20 protein-coding genes, 1 pseudogene and 1 riboswitch are annotated in these 19810 nt (G+C 63.2%); of the genes and pseudogenes, 12 read left to right on the top strand and 9 right to left on the bottom strand.

The window, feature by feature from the left end; translation table 11 throughout:
- A pseudogene (locus AC0Z9V_RS17770) lies at positions 1 to 750 on the top strand (hypothetical protein); the annotation flags it as partial.
- Positions 751 to 753: 3 nt separating this feature from the next.
- Positions 754 to 1530 carry a hypothetical protein gene (locus AC0Z9V_RS17765; protein ID WP_485142335.1) on the top strand — a complete coding sequence of 259 codons (777 nt, stop codon included), beginning with the start codon at positions 754 to 756 and terminating at the stop codon, positions 1528 to 1530.
- Between the two features lie 142 nt (positions 1531 to 1672).
- Here the strand turns inward: AC0Z9V_RS17765 and AC0Z9V_RS17760 are convergent, their stop codons facing one another.
- Positions 1673 to 2014, bottom strand: a complete 342-nt coding sequence (locus AC0Z9V_RS17760; RefSeq protein ID WP_485142337.1) for a metal-sensitive transcriptional regulator — start codon at positions 2012 to 2014, stop codon at positions 1673 to 1675.
- Positions 2015 to 2393: 379 nt separating this feature from the next.
- A riboswitch (cyclic di-AMP (ydaO/yuaA leader) is annotated at positions 2394 to 2606 on the top strand.
- 2 nt (positions 2607 to 2608) lie between these two features.
- Here AC0Z9V_RS17760 and AC0Z9V_RS17755 point away from each other — a divergent pair.
- Positions 2609 to 3493, top strand: coding sequence for a C40 family peptidase (locus AC0Z9V_RS17755; protein WP_485142334.1), 885 nt, complete (start codon positions 2609 to 2611; stop codon positions 3491 to 3493).
- Between the two features lie 195 nt (positions 3494 to 3688).
- On the top strand, positions 3689 to 4666 hold the full coding sequence (locus AC0Z9V_RS17750) for a cytochrome c oxidase assembly protein (RefSeq protein WP_485142333.1): 978 nt from the start codon (positions 3689 to 3691) through the stop codon (positions 4664 to 4666).
- 120 nt (positions 4667 to 4786) lie between these two features.
- Here AC0Z9V_RS17750 and AC0Z9V_RS17745 read toward each other — a convergent pair whose 3' ends face one another.
- The 4 genes from AC0Z9V_RS17745 to AC0Z9V_RS17730 all read right to left on the bottom strand — a co-directional run bounded on the left by AC0Z9V_RS17745 (position 4787) and on the right by AC0Z9V_RS17730 (position 8080).
- Positions 4787 to 5656 carry a DsbA family protein gene (locus tag AC0Z9V_RS17745; protein WP_485142332.1) on the bottom strand — a complete coding sequence of 290 codons (870 nt, stop codon included), beginning with the start codon at positions 5654 to 5656 and terminating at the stop codon, positions 4787 to 4789.
- 210 nt (positions 5657 to 5866) lie between these two features.
- Positions 5867 to 6556: a class F sortase gene (locus AC0Z9V_RS17740; protein WP_485142331.1), complete on the bottom strand. Its 690-nt coding sequence runs from the start codon at positions 6554 to 6556 to the stop codon at positions 5867 to 5869.
- Positions 6557 to 6599: 43 nt separating this feature from the next.
- Entirely contained in the window at positions 6600 to 7373 is a 774-nt protein-coding gene (locus tag AC0Z9V_RS17735; RefSeq protein ID WP_485142330.1) for a hypothetical protein, read from the bottom strand.
- Between the two features lie 170 nt (positions 7374 to 7543).
- Positions 7544 to 8080: a sigma-70 family RNA polymerase sigma factor gene (locus AC0Z9V_RS17730; RefSeq protein ID WP_485142329.1), complete on the bottom strand. Its 537-nt coding sequence runs from the start codon at positions 8078 to 8080 to the stop codon at positions 7544 to 7546.
- A 589-nt stretch (positions 8081 to 8669) separates the two neighbouring features.
- Here AC0Z9V_RS17730 and AC0Z9V_RS17725 point away from each other — a divergent pair.
- The 3 genes from AC0Z9V_RS17725 (at position 8670) to AC0Z9V_RS17715 (ending at position 11858) form a co-directional block, all read left to right on the top strand.
- A complete protein-coding gene (locus AC0Z9V_RS17725) occupies positions 8670 to 9404 on the top strand; it encodes a hypothetical protein (RefSeq protein ID WP_485142328.1) in 735 nt (244 codons plus the stop codon).
- Between the two features lie 173 nt (positions 9405 to 9577).
- Positions 9578 to 10864 carry an Nramp family divalent metal transporter gene (locus AC0Z9V_RS17720; RefSeq protein WP_485142327.1) on the top strand — a complete coding sequence of 429 codons (1287 nt, stop codon included), beginning with the start codon at positions 9578 to 9580 and terminating at the stop codon, positions 10862 to 10864.
- A gap of 289 nt (positions 10865 to 11153) precedes the next feature.
- Positions 11154 to 11858, top strand: coding sequence for a metal-dependent transcriptional regulator (locus tag AC0Z9V_RS17715; RefSeq protein WP_485142326.1), 705 nt, complete (start codon positions 11154 to 11156; stop codon positions 11856 to 11858).
- Between the two features lie 27 nt (positions 11859 to 11885).
- Here AC0Z9V_RS17715 and AC0Z9V_RS17710 read toward each other — a convergent pair whose 3' ends face one another.
- The 4 genes from AC0Z9V_RS17710 to AC0Z9V_RS17695 form a co-directional block, all read right to left on the bottom strand.
- Positions 11886 to 12764, bottom strand: coding sequence for a cation diffusion facilitator family transporter (locus AC0Z9V_RS17710; RefSeq protein WP_485142336.1), 879 nt, complete (start codon positions 12762 to 12764; stop codon positions 11886 to 11888).
- 134 nt (positions 12765 to 12898) lie between these two features.
- On the bottom strand, positions 12899 to 13345 hold the full coding sequence (locus tag AC0Z9V_RS17705) for an ArsR/SmtB family transcription factor (protein ID WP_485142325.1): 447 nt from the start codon (positions 13343 to 13345) through the stop codon (positions 12899 to 12901).
- A 48-nt stretch (positions 13346 to 13393) separates the two neighbouring features.
- The gene (locus AC0Z9V_RS17700; RefSeq protein WP_485142324.1) at positions 13394 to 14197 is read right to left on the bottom strand and encodes a hypothetical protein; all 804 of its coding nucleotides are present in this window, start codon (positions 14195 to 14197) and stop codon (positions 13394 to 13396) included.
- Positions 14198 to 14340: 143 nt separating this feature from the next.
- The gene (locus AC0Z9V_RS17695) at positions 14341 to 14907 is read right to left on the bottom strand and encodes a copper resistance CopC family protein (protein WP_485142323.1); all 567 of its coding nucleotides are present in this window, start codon (positions 14905 to 14907) and stop codon (positions 14341 to 14343) included.
- Positions 14908 to 16223: 1316 nt separating this feature from the next.
- Between AC0Z9V_RS17695 and AC0Z9V_RS17690 the strand changes: the two genes are divergently transcribed.
- The 5 genes from AC0Z9V_RS17690 (at position 16224) to AC0Z9V_RS17670 (ending at position 19646) form a co-directional block, all read left to right on the top strand.
- Positions 16224 to 16568 carry an ArsR/SmtB family transcription factor gene (locus tag AC0Z9V_RS17690; protein WP_485142322.1) on the top strand — a complete coding sequence of 115 codons (345 nt, stop codon included), beginning with the start codon at positions 16224 to 16226 and terminating at the stop codon, positions 16566 to 16568.
- 95 nt (positions 16569 to 16663) lie between these two features.
- Positions 16664 to 17464, top strand: a complete 801-nt coding sequence (locus AC0Z9V_RS17685; RefSeq protein WP_485142321.1) for a cation efflux transmembrane domain-containing protein — start codon at positions 16664 to 16666, stop codon at positions 17462 to 17464.
- 91 nt (positions 17465 to 17555) lie between these two features.
- Complete coding sequence (locus AC0Z9V_RS17680; protein ID WP_485142320.1) at positions 17556 to 18263, top strand: DsbA family protein; 708 nt, start codon at positions 17556 to 17558, stop codon at positions 18261 to 18263.
- 5 nt (positions 18264 to 18268) lie between these two features.
- Positions 18269 to 18910 (top strand): vitamin K epoxide reductase family protein, encoded by a 642-nt coding sequence (locus tag AC0Z9V_RS17675; RefSeq protein ID WP_485142319.1) that lies wholly within the window; start codon positions 18269 to 18271, stop codon positions 18908 to 18910.
- A gap of 73 nt (positions 18911 to 18983) precedes the next feature.
- Positions 18984 to 19646 carry a methyltransferase family protein gene (locus AC0Z9V_RS17670; RefSeq protein ID WP_485142318.1) on the top strand — a complete coding sequence of 221 codons (663 nt, stop codon included), beginning with the start codon at positions 18984 to 18986 and terminating at the stop codon, positions 19644 to 19646.
- The last annotated feature ends 164 nt before the right edge of the window (positions 19647 to 19810 follow it).

Genomic DNA, 19810 nt, shown 5'->3' with positions numbered 1-19810 from the left:
GATACCCCGGAGACAGCGCAGGAAGCAGCCGAGGAATGGTGGGCAGCCAAGCGCCACCAAAGGATCGTGCACAACCAAGCACCCGACATGAGACGCGGCATCCGCGCATCCATGGTCGGCGGGGTAGCTGTCGATGAGGTGGCGGCCAGAAAGCTTGCACTGGACATGGCAAAGGCACGCAGAGTTATGTCCCAGGTCGACCCAAGTGATCACCAGACATGGGCGCACGTTGCCCGTGAAGCCGCTGGTGTATTCGGTGCTTGGTCGAAGGCCACTGAGGCTGAGCCCGGGCCGCTGGCCCACGCCTCGCGTGTGCTGGCCCGTTCGGCACATCGGTCAGGGGTGACCATCAGCGACCCCGTGAAGCCAGCACTGCGGATGTCCGGCACCTCAGCGTTCCTCCTCGCGGCCGCCACCGCCCCGTCACCGGTCGCGCAGACGCTCATCATGCAGCAGATGCTCCGCACCATCCGGCTCCTGCACGACATGCAGGCCAGCAATCAGGAGCTGCGCGAAGCGACCCTCCTGACCGAGACGGTGCGTGAGCACCTGAGTATCGTCGGAGCCCCGCTACCGGATGTCCCCGAACCGCGTCTGCCAGCAGCATTGACCACACAGGAGCACACCGCCGGTGTGGAACGGAAGGCCGTGCCGTCCTTGACAGAGGCTAAGCGCCCGCTGCGAGGACAGCGACCTGCGGAGAACTTCGAGACAGAGCTGCACGTGCCGGATCAAGGGATAGGGAGATAGCGCATGAACCATGACACACCCGATGGGGCAGAGGGGCTGTTCCGACCGCAGTTGCAGTCAGCCCTTGCCGTCGCAGGCAGGCTCGGCGAAATGCTCGCCCGTCAGCGCGCAGAGCGGAACGAGCAGATGCTGCGCGCCCAGGACGCCGAGCGTCGACAGCTCCAGGAGCGGTTCGAAGCCGAACGAGCCGTCATGCGTACCCAGCTCGGCGCTGTTTACCAGCCGCAGTTCTGGGAAGCGGCCAGACCTGAGGACATCGCCTCCCAGCACGCCCTCGCACAGCAGTGGGAGCCGTTCGATGACATGGCCCGCCTTTCCCGCGAACACATGCACGACGAGATCCGCACACGGTACAACCTGACTCCTGAGGAGTACCTTGAGGGGCGCCAGCAATCGGCCCGACAAGTGATGGCCGACGCCCCTAAAAGACAGGAAGCAGTCCGAAACTGGGATGCGCAGCGCGACTACGTAGAAGCTGAGCGGCAGTCCGCGGTCGTCGTAACCGAGGACTGGCAGAACGACGTCGACACACAGAACGCAGCAGCCAACGCCAAGGAACTCTGGGACACAGGCGACCGCAGGGCTAAACTCGCAGAATTCCTCACCGAACGAGTCGGAACCACAGACATTGGGCGAGAAGGAGTCGCCGCCGTCCTCGCAGCCGACCTCAGTAACGGGACACCACCATCGGCGGCAGTGAAAGCCGTCAAGCATTCCGTCCGCCGCCCAAACGGGTCCGAACCCGAACACATAAACGAAAGAGGCTTTGGTGTGGGCTAGGCCCCGAGGCGCAAAAGGGAGATACCGATAAGAGCGCGATTGTGTGACGCTTCCTTATCCAGCCACGCTATAGAGCCACGTTGTGGCGACGCCGATAAGCGACCTTTGGGTAGTAAAGGTGCGTCGTGGATGAGGTAAGCAGTTAACGCAGTAGGCGACCTATTGCACGAGTGGCTTCCTTGATTTTGGCGTCGACGGTATCGGTGCCCGCTTGGCCGGGTGTGCCATGTGTGCGTGCGGCTTCATGGGCGGCATCTGCGACGCAGTGGGTGAGATGGCTTTCCAATAATCCGAGGCTGAGCGCATGCATGGCGTTGTTCACGGCGGCGACCTGGGTGAGAATGTCAATGCAGTATTGGTCTTCATCAACCATGCGGGCTATTCCGCGGACCTGACCTTCGATGCGCTTGAGCCGGCGCAGGTAGGCGCCCTTATCGGTTGCATATCCGTGTTGATGAGGTGTTGCCCTGGTGAGCGGGTCCATGTAGTCGGCTGGTTGTGCCGCGCTAGCAGTGTTGATGCTGACCTTCGGTGCGATGTGGTTGCTCATAGTCGTTCCCCTCAACATCATCGGCGGGTTGCTGACCGGCGCAGGAAGCCGTTGATGTGGTCTTCGGCCATGCGAGATACACGGCCCTCACCAGTATCTGTCAACGAGCACGGGCAGGTGAATGAACAACAGAAGCAGAAGTTCCGCAGGCCTCTGTTAGCGGCCCTCTAGTCGGCGTGTCGTGGCAACATGCCGACCCTCGTTATGCGAACGTGACATCAAATACCATCCTGGGGTATTCTCCTCAGGTGATCCCGGCACCCGTCGAGATCGCTCTCCCACGCAGAATGCCGAGCCCTGCCGCTGCTACCGGGATCCGTTCGTACAATCCATACGGCAGGGACGGGGGAACCACGTTTCCACCGGGTCACCGCACCTTCGTGTGTTGATCCTCGGGGTTAAGTCGATCCATCAGTTCATTCCTGTGCTGCATCCTTGCGTGCTGCCATGGGACCAGGTTGAGGACGGCCGGGTGACTCCCATCCGAACCCGACAGCTCACCCCGCAGGCATGGGAGAGGCAATCACCATGTCACGTCCGTCCATTTCTGCGCGCCACCGCGCCGCCGTCACCCACTCCATCGCCCTCGAGGGCCTGTCGTATTCCGCGAAGACCAGCGCTGTAGCACTGGGCAAGCCGGCCATCATCGCAGCTGCAACCGGCGGCCTCGTCTTCGCTGTTGGAGCCCCCGCCGCCCAGGCCGGCACCTACTCGCAGGACGCCTCCAGCACCGTCACAGCGCAGGCCCCCGCCGCCGCTGCTACAGGCGTCTACACGGTTGCCTCCGGCGACACCATGGGTGCCATTGCCGCCAAGCACGGCGTGAATCTCGATGCTCTGCTGGCAAGCAATGGCCTGTCCTACGCCTCGGTCATTTTCCCGGGTCAGCAGATCCAGCTTTCCGGTGTTGCCTCTACCAGTGTTGCTGTCAGTGCAGCCGCTGTTCCCGCTGCCGCTCCCACCAGCCAGGTCTTCTACAGCGCACCGGCCGCAGCCCCGGCTCCCGCTCCTGCAGCACCTCAGCCCGGATACTCCCTGACCTCGTCCACTGTCGCCCCGATCGCCCCGGCAGCTCCCGCAGCGCCGAGTGTTCCCGCGAGTGGCGTCGGTGCGGCCATCGTGGCATCGGCCTACGCCCAGATCGGGTCCATCCAGGACTGCACTGTTCTTGCTGAGCGGGCACTGCGCTCGATCGGAAAGAATGTCGGAGACCTCGGCCCCATGCAGTTCCTGCAGTACGGAACTGTCGTCGCCACCCCGGCCCCCGGTGACCTCGTGGTCCGTCCGGGTCACGTCGCGATCTACGTCGGTGGCGGCAAGGTCATTAGCAGCGGCATGAATGGTGCGAACCTCACCATGGAACACCCCCTGTCCGACCTCGCCGGATCGACCTTCGTGCGCGTCGCAGGCTAACTTCACCCTCCGGTGAGGTGGTTGCCCTCAAGCTGAGATAGCGGTGAGTGCCCTGGACGGGGGCACTCACCGCTATTTCCTTGCCCGCGCGTCTCCGCTTTTCGGGTTGCGGTGCAAGTTGACCGGGCGTGCGGTTCCTAGATATTTACGAGCTAGACCTGGGCGAGAGCGTGACGTTGAGATGGTTGTGTATCAGTGAATGATCCGTGGGTTAGCGGGCCGGTCTGGATACCGGAGGCCCCGCCATCGTGGGCGGCCTACCTAGCGCCGACCCTGCAGCCGATCCCGCTGATCCCCGGAGTCGCTCTGGTCCTGGGTGTGTTCTACCTGGCCGGCGCGATCCGCCTGTGGTCGATGGGCCGTTCCTGGCCTGTGTGGCGGACGGTGATCTTCCTGGCGGGCTGCGCCATCATCATGATCACCATGGGCGCCGGCGTCGAAGGCTACGGTCTGCGCATGTTTTCCGTCTTCATGTTCCAGCAACTGACGCTCATGATGGCCGTCCCTCCGCTTCTGGTCCTGGGTCGGCCCGGCACCTTGTTGCTGCGCGCCACCCCTCATCATGGACTTGGGCGCCCGATCCTCCGGCTCGCTCATGCGGGACTGCGCTCAAGATCCGCTCGGATCGTCCTTCATCCGGCGTTCATGATCCCGGTGTTCCTTGTCAGCTTCTACGGGGTCTACCTCAGTGGTATCGCCGACGCGATGCTGCCGTCCTGGTACGGGCACATCACCCTTGAACTGCTGTTTTTGATCTCCGGGGTGCTCTTCACCGTCCCCGTGCTATCGACGGACCCTCTACCGGTGAAACAGTCCCACTTCGGCCGGTTCCTCGACATTTTCGCCGAGATGCCGCTTCATGCGTTCTTCGGCGTCGTCCTGATGATGGCGACCACCCCTGTCGTCGATTTCTTCGGCACGCTGCCCGCTGGGTGGGACGTCGACCCGCTTACCGATCAGGGCATCGCCGGCGGCTTGGCCTGGTCCTACGGGGAACTGCCTTCGGTGCTGATGCTGCTGATCATCATGGTGCGCTGGCAGCGCGACGACACCGTGACCTCACGGGCTATTGACCGGAAGCACAATCGGGAGGGAACACCGGAGCTCGACGCGTACAACGCCTACCTCGAGCAGCTCAGGCAACGCTCTGAACGCCATGATCGGCGACGATAAGACGACCCCGGCCTGCGAGCAGCACGACTGACGCAGCGTCCACATCACTTAGCCCCTGGAGCTCTTGTGCCTCGGACCCAAGACGTGGTGCTGGTGCTCGAAGGGAAGGCCTGCGGATCGCTAGCTTGCGACGAGTCGAACCGCCTCGCGGAAGTCATCCAGTGACGTCAAAGCATTATGGTTCTGATCATCAAGAAGGATCAGCGCCGGGGCTCGGGTTACGCCGACGCCAACAGCTTCGATCCGGTCGGCCTCGATGAGTGACTGCACGTCGGAGCTTTGCATGTCGGCTTCGAATCGTGCGCTGTCGAGCCCGAGCTCACGGGCAACGCCCAGATAGGTGTCCACGGTGGCACGGGTGTGCAGGCGGGGAAGTTCCTGGGCGTCCGGGCTCAGCGTGATTGCTTCCAGGAAGGGAAGGAAGCAACCCTGACGGTCTGCGGCTTCCAGTGCTGTCGCACCCAAGTGCGCCTGGTCGTTTGAGGGCAGGTGACGCGCGACGAAAGTAACGCGTCGGGAGTAGTCCGCCCGGAGGTTGGAGAGAAACTCCTGAATGGAGATGGTGCCCGGCGCGTACAGGTCGATGAATTGCACCAGAACGGCCCGCTCGTGGGAAGCGCGCGAGACCAATCGATCGCTCGCGACGATCGCGCCCCGCAAGGCACTTTGTTGTGTCGCTCGTTCAGTCGAAGTCGAAGCAGACGCTGGCCGAGGGCCGCGGGAGTTCCTCGGGGTCGCAGGCGACGGTTCGGGGTCCCGATCCGTATCGTCGCGATCGTTCGACAGGTACCCCTTGATGCCAATGAAAAAGGCAATGGAACCCAGCACCACGATGATGGCCAGGGGAATCATTGCTGCAAACCAGGGGTTCATGAAAAAGGTGCCGATCCTGTCACATCGCACGACCGCGAACGGATATGCCTGTTCACGTACGCCAGATGAGCCGTCTATCGGAACGTTCCGCTCCGAGATGGTGTCACCATGACCCATCAGATACATCGTACCGTGAACTATTTTGTAGAGCCTTTTCCCCATCGGACAGCGCATCAGGCCGAACCCAGCTTGAACCACCGCTCACCTGTCAGCGGATAGGGGCAGGTATGAGAGACGGGCGCATGTGCATGTATGGAGCGGAGGGACCGGCGGTACAGAATGCGCGGTTGAAGACGTCAGGGTTTCGCCGCTTAGCCTCCGATGTTGTCAGACGCGTTTGGCGTAGATGACGTAGTTGTCGTCGAAGAGTCCGGTGTCGGGGTCGTAGCCGTCGCAGGTGATTAGGCGGAGCTCTGAGCCAGCGGTGTTTCCGTACACGGTCAGGGTGGGGAAGTTGTCCTTGGGGTATTGCTCGCCGCGTTCAACGGCGAAGCTTGCCGTCGTGCCGTCTTCGCGGGTGATGTCGATGACGTCGCCGGCCTTGAGTGCGCGGAGGTTCGCAAAGACACCGGGGCCGCCGTCGGTGGCATTGACGTGGCCGAGCAGGACCGCGGGCCCTTGCTCGCCGGGGGTGGGGGACTGGTTGTACCAGCTGGCGGGGGCACCGGGACCGTCCGGTGGTACCTCAAGGGAGCCGTTCTCTCGCAGGCCCAATGCGAGGAGGTCTGATCCGGCGCCGATGGCCGGGATGCTGAAGGAGACGGGCGCCGATTCGGGGAGGACGTCCGGGGCGGCCGTGGTAGCGGGTGCCGGTGTCGCGGACGCACTGGGCGCCGGCGCCTGGCTCGAGGCGGAGGCATCCGCGGCGGGGGTGGCAGTGCTGCTGGGTGAGGTGCTGGGTGGGGTGCTGGTCTGTGCCTGCGGGGTAGCGGGTGCGCCGCATCCGGTGAGGAGAACAGCAGCGACCGCCGTCGAGACCAGGAGGTTTCGACGGCGGTCGCTGGGTGAACTAATCATGGTGTGAAATCGGTCCGATCAGTTCAGTGGTGCTCTGGTGTGACTAGTTGGAGCGGCGACGGACGACGTACGTTCCGCCTGCTGCTGCTGCGAGGACCAGGCCGCCGGCGAGGGCGTACATGCCGACGCTGCTGTCGGTGTCCTGTGCGACACCGGTGTCGGCGCCACCGTTGGGCATGGCGCCCATCTGGGAAGCGGCGAGGTTTCCACACAGGGCCGGGGAGGTGGCGCCGAGGGGGAGCTTGGGGTCGAGGTCGCTGGGGGAGTTGAAGACTTCCTCGGAGACGCCGGCGGTTGCGGGATCGAGGCCGTGGACGACGACGACTGCCGTGCCAGCGTCCAGTGCGTCCTGGGTGCCCTGGTTGATCTCGAAGGAACGCGAGATGGTGTAGCTGCCACCCTGGCCGCCGAGGGCGAGGTTCAGGCCCTCTTCGGGTCCGGTGGCTCCGCTGGTGGTGAGGGTGGACTGGATTCCGCCGTACTTGCCGGCACCTTCGGTGACGCTGACGATGCCATCAGCGTTGGCGTCATCGGCGGAGGTCGGGCAGGTTCCCATGGCCAGGCCGTGGATGTGCTGGACGTGGGGGTATGGGCCGTCCATGAAGGTCTCGGCGAGGCCGCTGACCTGAAGGTTGACGGTCGCGGTGGTGCCCTGGACGTCGACGGTGACGGTACCGGTGCCGGTGGTGCCGTTGAGCTGGCCCAGCGTGGACGAGTAGGAGCCGGCTGCGTGGTCGGCCATGGCGGGGGCTCCGGCCATGGCGACGACGCCAAGAGCCAGGGTCGGAACTGCGAGAAGTCGCATCTTCTTGTTCATGGGAACATCCTTCACTGTGCGGTGAGTCCGCGACCGTGGTGGGCGCGTCTGTATGTGATTCGGCACACTCTCCGTTACGGATGGGAAGTATGCGTCTCTTTTTTTCACAACAGCTTTCCCACCCCACTTCTAGGCATGAACATTCCGCCGGCGAGCTCGGTTAGGGCTGGTTAGGGCTGGTCCGAGTCTGTGATGGCTGTCGGTGAGGTGAGCTTCTTGCGCAAGACAATGATGGCGTCCCGGATCCGGCTTTTGACCGTGGGCAGTGGCACGGCCTGCCGGGCGGCGACCAGTTCGTAGGTCAGCCCGTTGTAGAAGGCGAGGTGAAGTGCTTCGCGTTGTTTGGGTGCCAGGTCTTTAAGGAGCGCCCTGACAGTGTCGTGTTCAATGCCGTCCAGTGCAGTGTCTGATGTTTGGTCGTACTCGCGGGTGAAGTTCCGTATGAAGTAGTCGGTGTCGTGGCGTGTGGCGCGTTCCTCGCTGTCCCGCTTATCCAGGGCGCGACGATGAGCCATGGTCATGATCCAGGTGTCGGGATGACCGCGCTCGGTGTCGTAGGTGTCCGCCTTACGCCAAATCTCAAAAAGGACTTCCTGTGTGACTTCCAGTGCGATTTGAGGGTTGATAAGGACCCTGGCGCACACCGCAAAGATCCCTGGCCCCATCAGGGTCAGCAGCATCTCGAAGGCCGCTTCGTCCCGGGCCACGACGCGCTCCATGAGGAGGCGTAGCCGGGCTCGCAAAGGTGGTTGCCGTGCACCGGCATCCTCGCTCAATTCGCCACTACCTCCCTTTTGTTAGACGCGCACCAACCTACGATCAGCCAGTCGACCCATGATCATTCACCTGGGTCTGCCCCAACCTCGCCCCAACCTCGCCCCGGCCTTGACACTTGCGCAGACCGGTCACGGGCGCCTCGGGTGAGACGAAGGACCACTGGTACGGACTGTTGAGGAAAATTCCGGTGCGTCTTTCAGCCCGCACACAGCTATGGGTCATAACGTCGATGCATCCTCATGTGCGAGTGAGTGACGGGGTCAGGTGCTTGGCAGCTGACCCTAGGCGGCATCCGGGGTGGAACAAACTGTTCATGGTGTTCCACCCCGGCTCCGCCCCCTTCGATCACGGCTGCAGGTAACCCTTCCACATCTCGGGTATTGATCCGATGATCGGACCAAGCCTTAGAGGCGCGTGGTTCGAATCACACCGGTCAGGGTTCCGGGCCTCGCCGGGGACCTCCGCACCACCAGGGGCTGTTCTCGTATGAACACACCGCACTACCGAACGATCCGTCTCGTGACAGGCGCACTCCTCATCACCGCCCTCGCAGGATGCGCGGTCACGGAGGAAAATCCCCTCAACGTCAACGCGGCAAGTACAAACAACCAGGGTGCTGCAGGGGAGCAGGAGGGCGGTTCTCCACTGCCCTCAAGCAGTGACACCGCAACGCCGGACGGTGCAGTAGACGGTGGGGCGACCAGTGCGGTGGACGGTACGGCAAACGATGCGGCGACTTTCATCACCGAAAGCCTTGATGATGATCCCCTAAATATTCGTGCTGATGGCGCGACCCTGTGCGGTGTGCAGCCTCAGGACAGTTTCCTGCAGTACACGATCATGCTGCACAACCCGACGCTGGAAACATTTACCTTCGACAGCATCGACCTCGTGAACGCGCAGGGATTGCGACAAGTCGATGCCAAGGTCGCACCTGCGAACCGGGAGGGCCACGGTAACCACGGTGCCTCGCCCGCACAAGCCTCGGAACATGGGAGTGCGACTCATAACGCCACTCCCACCCCGTCACCCTCGGCGTCGGAGCCCAGTACTTTCTCGGTCACGCCCGTCCCCGCTGTTGGATACAGCTTCGAACCGGATCAGCACATCAACATTGTGGTGTCTGTAGCGCTCGATGATGCCGCTACCCGCGGCACCGCCGATGATGTCCTCGTCGGTTTTTCGTCGGCGGGGCGCCAGTTCTCGGTGCCCCATGATCTGAATATCACGATCGACAGGACCACCTGCTCCTGACAAAGTAGTCCTCACTCGAGGGACATCTTGATCAAGGGACAGTAGCTTTTCGTTTGATCTGACAAGACCTTTGTAGTTCAACGAAGGCAGGGGACGACGAGTACCTGCAGAGGAAACGATCTACTCTGCATCCCACCCTTTTTAGGTGCGGCTAAAAATGCTAGCGTCGGGTCATGTTCCGGCAGCATTCCGCACCCAACCCTCCGGAGGAGTCCTTCGAAGCTGGTTCCTCGCCAGAGGCGCCTCTCCGTGAGGGCAGGACGATCTGGCTACTGGGCCCTGCGCTGGTAGCCGGGGTCGCTTACCTCGATCCAGGAAACGTCGCGAGCAACATAACTGCCGGAGCGATGTATGGATTCCTGCTGGTCTGGGTGGTCGTCCTCGGAAACGTCATGGCCTGGCTCGTGCAGTATCTTTCCGCGAAACTTGGCATCGTCAGCGGCAAAAGTTTGCCGGAAGTACTGGGGGAGCGGATCAGCTCACGCTGGGCGCGACGCGGCTTCTGGTTGCAGGCCGAGCTGGTCGCCATGGCGACAGACATCGCAGAGATCCTCGGCGGGGCGATCGCTTTGAACATTCTGTTCGACCTTCCCCTGGTCGTCGGCGGGCTAATCACCGGGGCGGTATCCCTTGCCGTCCTGCAGCTCCAGGGCCACGGCCGGCACCAAATCTTTGAACGGCTCATCATTTCGATGATGTTCATCGTCGCGATCGGCTTCTCGGCAGGAGTGTTCCTCAGCCCGCCGGAGCCAGCCGACGTCGCGGTAGGTCTCCTACCGGCCTTTGACGGCAGCCAGTCCGTCCTGCTGGCCGCGTCGATCCTTGGGGCGACGATCATGCCGCATGCGATCTATGCGCATTCGGCGCTAGCACGCGACCGCTTTCCACGGCGCCCTCAGACAGCGGTGCCACGGCTACTCAGTGCCACCCGCTGGGATGTCACAATCGCTTTGACCATCGCGGGCGCGGTCAACCTCGCCATCTTGCTCTTGGCTGCCACGTCCCTCCAGGGCCGCGATGATACGGGAACGCTGGAGGGCGCCCATGGAGCGATCGCCGAGGTCCTCGGTCCTGTCATCGCGACGCTCTTCGCGATCGGGTTGCTCGCGTCGGGTTTGGCATCAAGCTCCGTCGGCGCATATGCGGGAGCGGAAATCATGCACGGGTTGCTGCGGGTAAGGATTCCTCTGGGCACGCGGCGCATCATCACCCTCATTCCGGCACTGTTGATCCTTGCCTTTGGGGTCGATCCGACCCAGGCGCTGATCCTCAGTCAGGTAGTGCTTTCCTTCGGTATTTCCTTCGCTCTGATTCCCTTGGTCTACCTCGGTACGCGCACCGACGTAATGGGGGATCACCAGAACAGGTGGTGGACGACCCTGATTGGCGCTGTCGTCGCAGCCCTGCTGGTCACACTGAACCTGACCTTGCTCTACCTGGTTTTCACCGGTAGCGGATAACCCCACCGCAAAGCAGGCATCAGATGAAATGCGGACCGACCAGACGCCTGGGCGCTTGGCGACCACACCAGTCCTGATGCGCCGTGGGTGACGTCCCTTGACGGTTGGGAGCTCGAGTCAGGTCAATGATCGATCATTAAGCGGCCGGATCAGCGCCTGTAACCTGTTGCGTGCGGACGACGCTCTCCTCGGCAGCCCAAGGACCGGCCGCCACCAGTTGACCAACAGGAAGACAAACGGACAGTCCGCCCAAATTCCCGGCAGCTCACGACATGGAACACGGTTACTGATGACGACACAGCGGCAAGGGACCCTGCCTAATGCGGCGGTCGAGGACTACCTCAAGACCATCTATCAGCACACGGAGTGGCAGGACGAACCCATCTCTCCTTCAGTGTTGGCGTCGAAGCTCGCGGTCGCTCCAGCGTCGGTGACGGGCATGGTGAAGAAGCTTGCCGCTCTTGGGCTCGTAGCCCATGTTCCGTACGGACCCTTGAACCTCACAGAGGCAGGGACCGCCCGCGCGATAGCGGTCGTGCGACGGCACCGGCTCATCGAGACCTGGCTTGTCCGGGATCTCGGGTACGCCTGGGACGAGGTTCATGATGAAGCCGAGCTCCTCGAGCATTCCGTCTCGGACCGCCTCCTCGAGGCAATCGATGAGCGTCTGGGCCATCCCACTCATGATCCTCACGGGGACCCCATTCCCGACGCCGCTGGTAGGGCGCCGGTATCGGCGTTCGTTCTCCTCGATGATCTCAGCCCCGCCCGGCAGGGCATCGTGCTGCGTATTGACGACAGGAAACCGGAATTGCTGCGGCTTCTGGCCGTGCACAACATCCGCCCCGGCAGCGCCATCACCGTGCACGACCGAGGCGAGTACGACCTCATGATTTCCACCGAATCATCCGGACCGTGTCCTGTAATGCGCCTGAGCATCCCTGACGCGCAGCGGATCTGGGTCCAACGGCCTTCAGAAGCGGAACGTCACTGACCGTGCAGGCCGGTCCCTGCGGTGCGCCTAGCAGTGGTCGTGGCGGCCTGTGACTGGCTCGAGCTGCAGGGTGGAGTGGCGGATGTCGAAATGTTCGCTGATGCAGGCGTTGAGCTCGGCCAGGATCTGTTCGGCGCGGCCGCTGGTGAACGCGTCAGTGTCGATTTGTACGTGCGCGGTCAGTGCCGGCAGGCCTGAGGTGATCGTCCAGGCATGCAGATCGTCCACGAGGACGACGCCGGGTACTTCTTCCATGTGCCGGCGGACCTCGGCGAGATCCGTTTCCTCCGGCGTCGCCTCCAGAAGCACCAGGACCACGGCCTTGAGGAGGCTATAAGCGCGGGGAAGGATCAGGATGCCGATGGCAATGCTTGCTAGGCCGTCGGCTCGCGCGAATCCGGTGAGCCCGATGACGAGGGCCGCGACGATGACAGCAATGGATCCGAGCATGTCGCCCAGGACCTCGAGGTAGGCGCCGCGGACGTTGAGGCTTTCCTTCTGCCCTCCCATGAGCAGCCGCAGGGCGAAGAAGTTTGCGATCAGCCCCAGCGCTGCCGCAATCAGCATGACGGGGGCGTCGACCTCCACCGGTGCCAGGAAGCGCTTCGTCCCTTCAATCAGCATCAGTACGCCGATGACGCCAACGATGAGGCCGTTGACGAGGGCCGCGAGCACCTCGACCCGCTTCCACCCGAAAGTGCGTCGCTCCGTGGCCGGCCGGGCCGCGAGCCAGGTGGCAAAAATGGCAATAGCCAAGCCAAAGGAATCACTGAGCATATGACCGGCGTCGGCCAACAGGGCCAACGACCCCGACACGGCCGCGCCCACCACCTCGACCACCATGACCGAGAGCGTGATGGTCAGAGCGGCGACGAGGCGGCCCCGATGGGCGCCTCCTGCTGTCAGGCCATGGGAGTGTCCATGCCCGCTACTCTTGCCATCATTCCTACCACCACCCTGTCCATCACCCTTGCCAGCATTTCCACCAGCGCCACGCCCGCCATCGGGCCCACCATGACCTGAGTGACTGCCGTGCCCGCTCATGTCGACACCACAGGATCCGAGAGGACAGCATCTCCTGCGAGTCGGCGCCCGCTCGACGCCGTCGGTGCCAGGGGTGCATTATCGAGCGGGCGTGCTGCGGACACTAACGGGTTGTCGTCGTGGTGGCCCTGGTGAGAATCGTCCTGAACACCGGGGGTGACGAGGCGTTCACCAGCGTGCAGCAAATCATCGAGACCGGGATGAGCAAGCCGGTACAGGGTCGCTCGCCCCTCGGGAGTCGCCGCAACGAGCCCTGCGTCCCTGAGCAGCGCCAGATGCGCCGAGACAGTCGATTGCGCGAGGCCGAGGTGCGCCGAAAGCTCTCCGACCCGGTGGGGTCCGTCGGCCAGGCAATGGATCAGTGTCAGTCGGGAAGGCTCGGAAAGGGCCCGGAAGATACGGGCTACATCCTCATGCTGGTGCATCTCATAATTGATCGCCATACAACGTTTATATCGTTACGTAGCGATGATAGCAAACGGCGTGCCGCTCTACTCTTCGGGCGACGACCGAGATGAGTCAGTGATCTGTTGCAGCAACCGGTCCTTCAGCTGCTGCCGGAGACGTCGACGTGCCAGAAGTGCGGCCAGGGCGGCGGCCCAGGCAACGCACAGGAAAGCCAGCGCGGCATAGAAGAAGGCGGAGGAAGGAGGCTCGGCGGAGGCCGTGCCACTAAAGAGCAGCGGTCCGAAGTACCACAGGAGAAAGGCTGCGCTCATGAACGCAGCGAGAGCCGCTATGAGCATCAAGGGTTGCCGACGGGATCGCGTTCCATTGGTCGCCAGCCCGATGGGCAAGAGAAGCACGCCCATGAACGTGAGCGCTGGGCCGAAAGCAAACACCGTCGAGGACAGTGCGCCTGCAAGCATCAGCAGCAGTGCAACAGCCACGATTCTGCGGTGCACCAGTGGTAAGCGAATGGCATTCGGACCGGCGGTGAGCAGCGCCTGGGCAAGATGTGCAGTGATCTGGTGCTGGCTCGGAATGGGATGCGCTGGAAGGTGCATACCGGGCTCCGGCGAGTTCATAGAGATAGCTGAGGTGGCAGTAGCTGGGGTTGTGGTAGCTGATGAGTCGGATACGGGTGCCGGTGAAGTATCTGCTGGAACGATCATGTTGTCGATGAGCAGTGCGGGCAAATTCTGCGGGACAGGCTTCGACGGGGCTTTCCGGGCGCCGCTTCTTACGAGGGTGATACTGGCATAGGGCGCCAGGTCCGCCAGGGATCGTTCGGTTCGTTGCCGGAGCTCCACCATATCGGCGTCAGTGCGGGCGAAAAGCAGTTCGATGTTCACGAAGTGAGTGACCTTTAGACAGTGGTGCGGGATGGGCAGGTGCTGCGCATTGATCTTTGGCAGCCACCTCTGAGGTCTGCTCCCGCGTCCGCATGAGGGGCGGACGCGGGAGCAGGAGCCGGCAGTCGGATGAGTTGCGCTTCCTAGCGTTTGTTCAGGAGTCGTCGCGTGAGCAGCGCCAGGACGGCTGCGATCAGGATGCCGCCGATCGCAAGATAGATGACGACGTCCGGCAGTCCGCCGGATGAACCGGCCGGATCGGCGGCCTGTGGTGATGCAGATGCGGTATCGCCGGTCTCTGCGCTTGGGGCGCTCGACTCACCCGCTGATCCGCTACTGTCTGCGGATCCTGTCTGAGCGGTGGTGCTCGTGAACGAGTAGGTCCCTTCAATGGGGTGGTCGTCGGAGGAGACAACCCGCCATTGTGCTGTGTAGGTGTCGGCCGGTGCACCTGGTCTCAGGGGTTGACTCACCGTGTTGTTCACTACCCGGGCAGGGCCTTCTGACCAAGTGGTGCCGGTGCTGTCCGAGACGATGATGTCCGCTCCGATGCCCGAGGGCGGGTTCGTGAAGGTGAGGACGATTTCAGTGGGAGCCACCTCAAGACTCGCGTTCGCCGCGGGAGAACTGGCAGCCAGCTCGTCATGCGCAGTGGCCGCACCGATTGGGCCCAGCAGCAGCAGGGTAGAGACCAGGACGAGGCCGGTCATCCGTGCGAAGCGTCCCGGTCGGCGTCGAAGGCCAGCCGTGGAAACGGAAACGGAAACGGATGGGGAGGTGGTGGATGGTCGTGATGTCATGAGTGTTCCTTCCGGACGAAGCCAGGGCGGGTGGCGCAGGGACGGCACCCCACCCTGGCTTCAGCGCCTTTAGTTCTGACGGCGACCGCGGGTACGGGCAAGGGCCAGAGCGCCGGCTAGGAGTCCCAGGACACCTGCGCCCAGACCGATCCATCCGACAGTGGTGCCCGTCGTGTCGGTCGTGGTGGATGCCTGCTCGGTGGCGACCTCAGTGGTGCCTGCCGCCGCCTCTTCAGTAGCTTCGGTGCTGGATTGAAGGGTCGCGCAGGCAACCAACCGACCACGTGCATGCACGAAAGATCAGTCGACCGCTACTTTCCGGAGCATGGGCTCCGGGGGACCTCGTCGCACATCGGCAGGCACATTCCGTCGGGCGGGGGGAGCGACAGGCCGTTCGGCGTATTCGGGCAGCTTTGGTCGACCGGTTACCGGCACCGGCACCGGGAGTCCGATCAAAGGCCGCAGCCAAGCCAGAAGGGACCAGAAAGCGTCCTCACCTCGTGAGAGGACCCACACCATTACGGCGACGGCCAGTAGGTGTCCGATCACCATCACCGGCGCCGCGCCACTGTCGATCAGGTGCGGGACAAGGTGCTCGGATGCCGACCCCACGGGTGAGCACTGCGTCACGAGCGCCGCATGATCCACTCCGGCGCCGTGAGTGCCCTGGGGTGTGCAGGACACCGGGCCGGAAAGCATCTCGAAGGCGTGATGCAGGAGGACCTGCCCGCCCACGAGCAGCCCGCCCAGGACCGGGAGGGACAGCCTGTGTCGGGCTAAGAAGGCGACCGGCACCAGGGCGAATACTGCCAGCCCTGCAAGGAGCGGCCAGGCAGGCAAGGAGCCTGCACCTGTTACATGGGCACCGAGGGCAAGGGACATCATGCAGGAGGTCACGATGATGGACCGGACAAGGCGTGCCGAAGCAGTGACCTGCATGCCGCCGTCCTTTCTCGTCCCCGTCAGTGGTTGACACTCCACTTAACGTTCGACCTTGCTCGTTCTTGCCCTGCTGACATTACCGCCACACGCCTGCCGTCCGTGCTGTCTCTTCGTTCCCGGACGCGTTGCGGACCGCCTGAGCTCACGGCACTTTCTACGCAGGGCTGCCAGTTCTATGGCGCCTAGATGGGCTGTAAGAAGGGATCGCGTCCAACAGCGCTCTACATGCGAGACCTTGTATGCCCCACCCATCATCGATACAGAGGACGGTGTATTGTTTGGGTGTGAAAACTTTGCAGCATCCGGCAGTCCTCGCGAAGTTCGGGTACGCCTTGTCGGATCCAACCCGTGCACAGGTGCTTCTGACGCTGAGGGAAGGTCCCGCTTACCCCAGTGACTTGGCTGAGCTGGCTGGGGTGAGTAGGCAGAGCCTGTCGAATCATTTGACGTGCCTACGCGGATGCGGGCTGGTCGTCGCCGTTCCCGAGGGTCGCCGGGTCCGGTACGAGTTGGCCGACCAAAAGCTAGGTGTTGCGCTGAGAGCCCTGCTCGACGTCGTTGCTGTCGCAGATGCCGAGTGCTGCTGTACCACCAAGGAGAACCACATCGACGGAAGGGCCTGCTGCTAATGAGCACTCACACCCCGCCCGCGGCAGTGCAGCCAGTACGCTCCGCCCCGACCGCGGCACGGCGCGCGGTCCTGTCCCGGCGCATCCGCCTCTTCGTGGCCGCGACAATCACTTATAACGTCATTGAAGCGGTCATCGCGATCAGCGCCGGTACGATCGCGTCCTCGAGCGCCCTGATCGGTTTCGGGCTGGACTCGATCGTCGAGGTCCTCTCGGCGGCCGCGGTGGCCTGGCAGTTTGCCGGACGCGACCCGGAGGCGCGTGAGAAGACCGCGTTGCGACTGATCGCGTTTTCCTTCTTCGGCCTTGCAGCGTTCGTGACGTTCGACGCAGTCCGGACCCTGCTCGGCGCGTCCGAACCCCAGCACTCCTTGGTCGGGATCATCCTCGCCGCTGTAAGTCTGGCCGTTATGCCGTTCCTGTCCTGGGCACAGCGCCGGGCTGGGCGCGAACTGGGTTCCCGCTCCGCCGTCGCTGACTCGAAGCAGACCCTGCTGTGCACCTACCTGTCCGGCGTCCTGCTGGTGGGCCTACTGCTTAACAGCACCCTCGGCTGGTCCTGGGCCGACCCCATTGCCGCCCTGGTCATCGCCGCCGTCGCCCTCAAGGAGGGCCGCGAGGCCTGGAAGGGTGATTCCTGCTGCGCACCATCGTTCGGAAACCTTGATGAAGATGGACGCGTTGATACCTGTGGAAGCACCTCGGACGGTGGCACTGACTCGTGCTGCAGTACCGACACCACGGCAAGCTCAGCCACTTCAAACACCAATACTTCCCTAGGGACCTCGAAGCTGACGCTGACGGCACGGCCGACAGGACCTGGTGCCACGCCAGGGCCGGTCGCAGGCATGACGTCGACCGCGAAGGCGCCCTGCACCTGCTGCACGCACGACTAGAACGCCGAGTAGGACCAAGTTCACCAGTAGTTCCCTGCACTCGGCCGGGAACGAGCACGACCACGCAGTTCCATGACGAGGAGACACCACCGTGCCGACCCCCGCCCCCGCACCGACGACCACTCCTGACGCGAAAAAGGGCATGAGCCTGCAGAACCGGGTCGTGACCGGATTGCTCGCCGTCGTCGCCCTTGTCATCGGTTTGGTGATCATCTTCAACACGCTTGGTAAAGATGAAGGCGAGACCACCGGCACGACGTCTACCTCGGCCGACGTCGTCCGTGAGGACAGCCACCGCTTGTCCCAGGCGCCCGACGAAAAAGCCGTTCTAGTTGAGTTCCTCGACTTCGAATGCGAAGCCTGCCTCGCCGCGTACCCCCTCGTGGAGGACCTCTCCGAGGAATACGGGGAGAACCTGACCGTCGTCGCCCGCTACTTCCCGCTTCCCGGACACCCGAACTCTGAAACCGCAGCCGCCGCCGTCGAAGCTGCAGCGCAGCAGGGAAAGTTCAAGGACATGCACTCCGTAATGTACGAGAAGCAGACCGAATGGAGCCATACCAACGAGGACCGTTCCCCGGTCTTCCGTGGCTACGCCGAGGAGCTGGGACTGGACATGGCCGCCTACGACGCTGCCATCGCCGATCCCGCAACCATGGAGCGGGTCAACATCGACAAGAACGACGCCATCGCCCTGAACGCAGAAGGTACCCCAACGTTCTTCCTCGAAGGCCGGAAGATTCAGCCTGCCTCCGCCGAGGAATTCCGTAGCCTCATCGAAACTGCTATCGAGGACTAAGGACCATGGTTCAGACCAGTAGCGACGTCGGAGCGCCCCCCGCACGCGGGCAGGATGAGCTGACCGCCGTGCCCGGGTTCGCCCGCCGGATCCCCTTCGGGATCATGCTCGTGGTTACCGGCATCACCGGCTGGGTCGCCGCGGGGATTCTGATCCTCGAGAAGCTTCAGCTTCTGCAGGACCCGGACCACGTCACGAGCTGCGACATCAACCCGTGGGTGTCCTGCGGACAGGTCATGGAGACCTGGCAGTCGGAGCTCTTCGGCTTCCCCAACCCCTTCATCGGTCTCGTGGGATTCACCGTCATCATCACCACCGGCATGGGCCTGCTCGCCGGCGCCCGGTTCGATCGCTGGTACTGGGTGGGCGTGCAGGCAGGTGTCACGCTCGGTGCGGTGTTCGCGACCTGGCTGTGGAGCCAGGCCCTGTTCGAGATCTACATCCTCTGCCTCTACTGCATGATCGTCTGGGCGGCGATGATCCCCCTGTTCATCCTCACCACCGTCCGGAACCTGGTCCACGGCGTCATCCCCGCACCCGCCGCCCTCACCCGATGGCTGGCGGCATGGATCGGACCAATCATTATCCTGGCCTACATCGCGGTCGCGGCCTCCGTGTTCTTCCGCTTCCTCCACGTCTTCACCTGAAGTCACCGCCAACCTCCCCGGCGCCTTCGTAAACTCACTCAACCCCATGCAGTCAATGGAAGTGAGGCCACCCGTGTCCCTGCAGGCAACATCACTGCTCGCGCTGGTCCTCTACGCAATTGGCGTCATCACCATGTTCGGGGTCCGGTCCTGGATCCACCGGCGCAGAACTGGGTCCACCGGTTTCCATGGCACCAGCGGAACACCCGGGTCTCTCGAGTGGTGGGGCGGCATTTTGTTCATCGCAGCGATGGTGCTCGGCGCCGCAGGTCCCGCCTTGGCCCTCGCCGGCGTCGTTATCCCACACCGACTGCCCGGCCTCGCGTGGGCCGGGTTCATCGTCGCCGTCATAGGCTTTCTGGGCACACTGGCCGCCCAAAGCGGGATGGGCGCTTCCTGGCGCATCGGCGTCGATGCCACCGAACGTACCGACCTCGTCACCACCGGCTTGTTCGCCCTGATCCGCAATCCCATCTTCACGGCCATGCTCACGACCATGAGCGGCATCGCGCTCATGGTCCCCACTCTGGTCAGCGCGGCCGCGCTGGCCTGCCTGTTCCTTGCCGTGGAGATTCAGGTCCGATTCGTCGAAGAGCCCTACCTGGACCGCACCCATCGCAGCACCTATGCCGCTTACACGGCGAGGGTCGGTCGCTTCCTGCCATGCATCGGCCGAACACGGTCGGCCAAAGTTCCGACCGTGGAACGACCAGGACCGCATAAAGGCGATCCTTGATCACTAAGCCGTTGGCGACGCTATCAAGGCCCGCTCTCGTTTCACCGATAACATAGGTTATGTCAATCTGTAGTCTGCGTATCTCATCTGATGAATCATTTGGGCCCTCTCCCGCACGGTTCCGCCTCGTGTACCTGAGGCGCCCTGCGCCGCGGTGTTCAGCG

This window comes from Arthrobacter sp. UYP4, assembly GCF_057291175.1.
The sequence above is the reverse complement of the archived record's forward strand: the minus strand, read 5'-3'. Positions and strand labels throughout refer to the sequence as shown.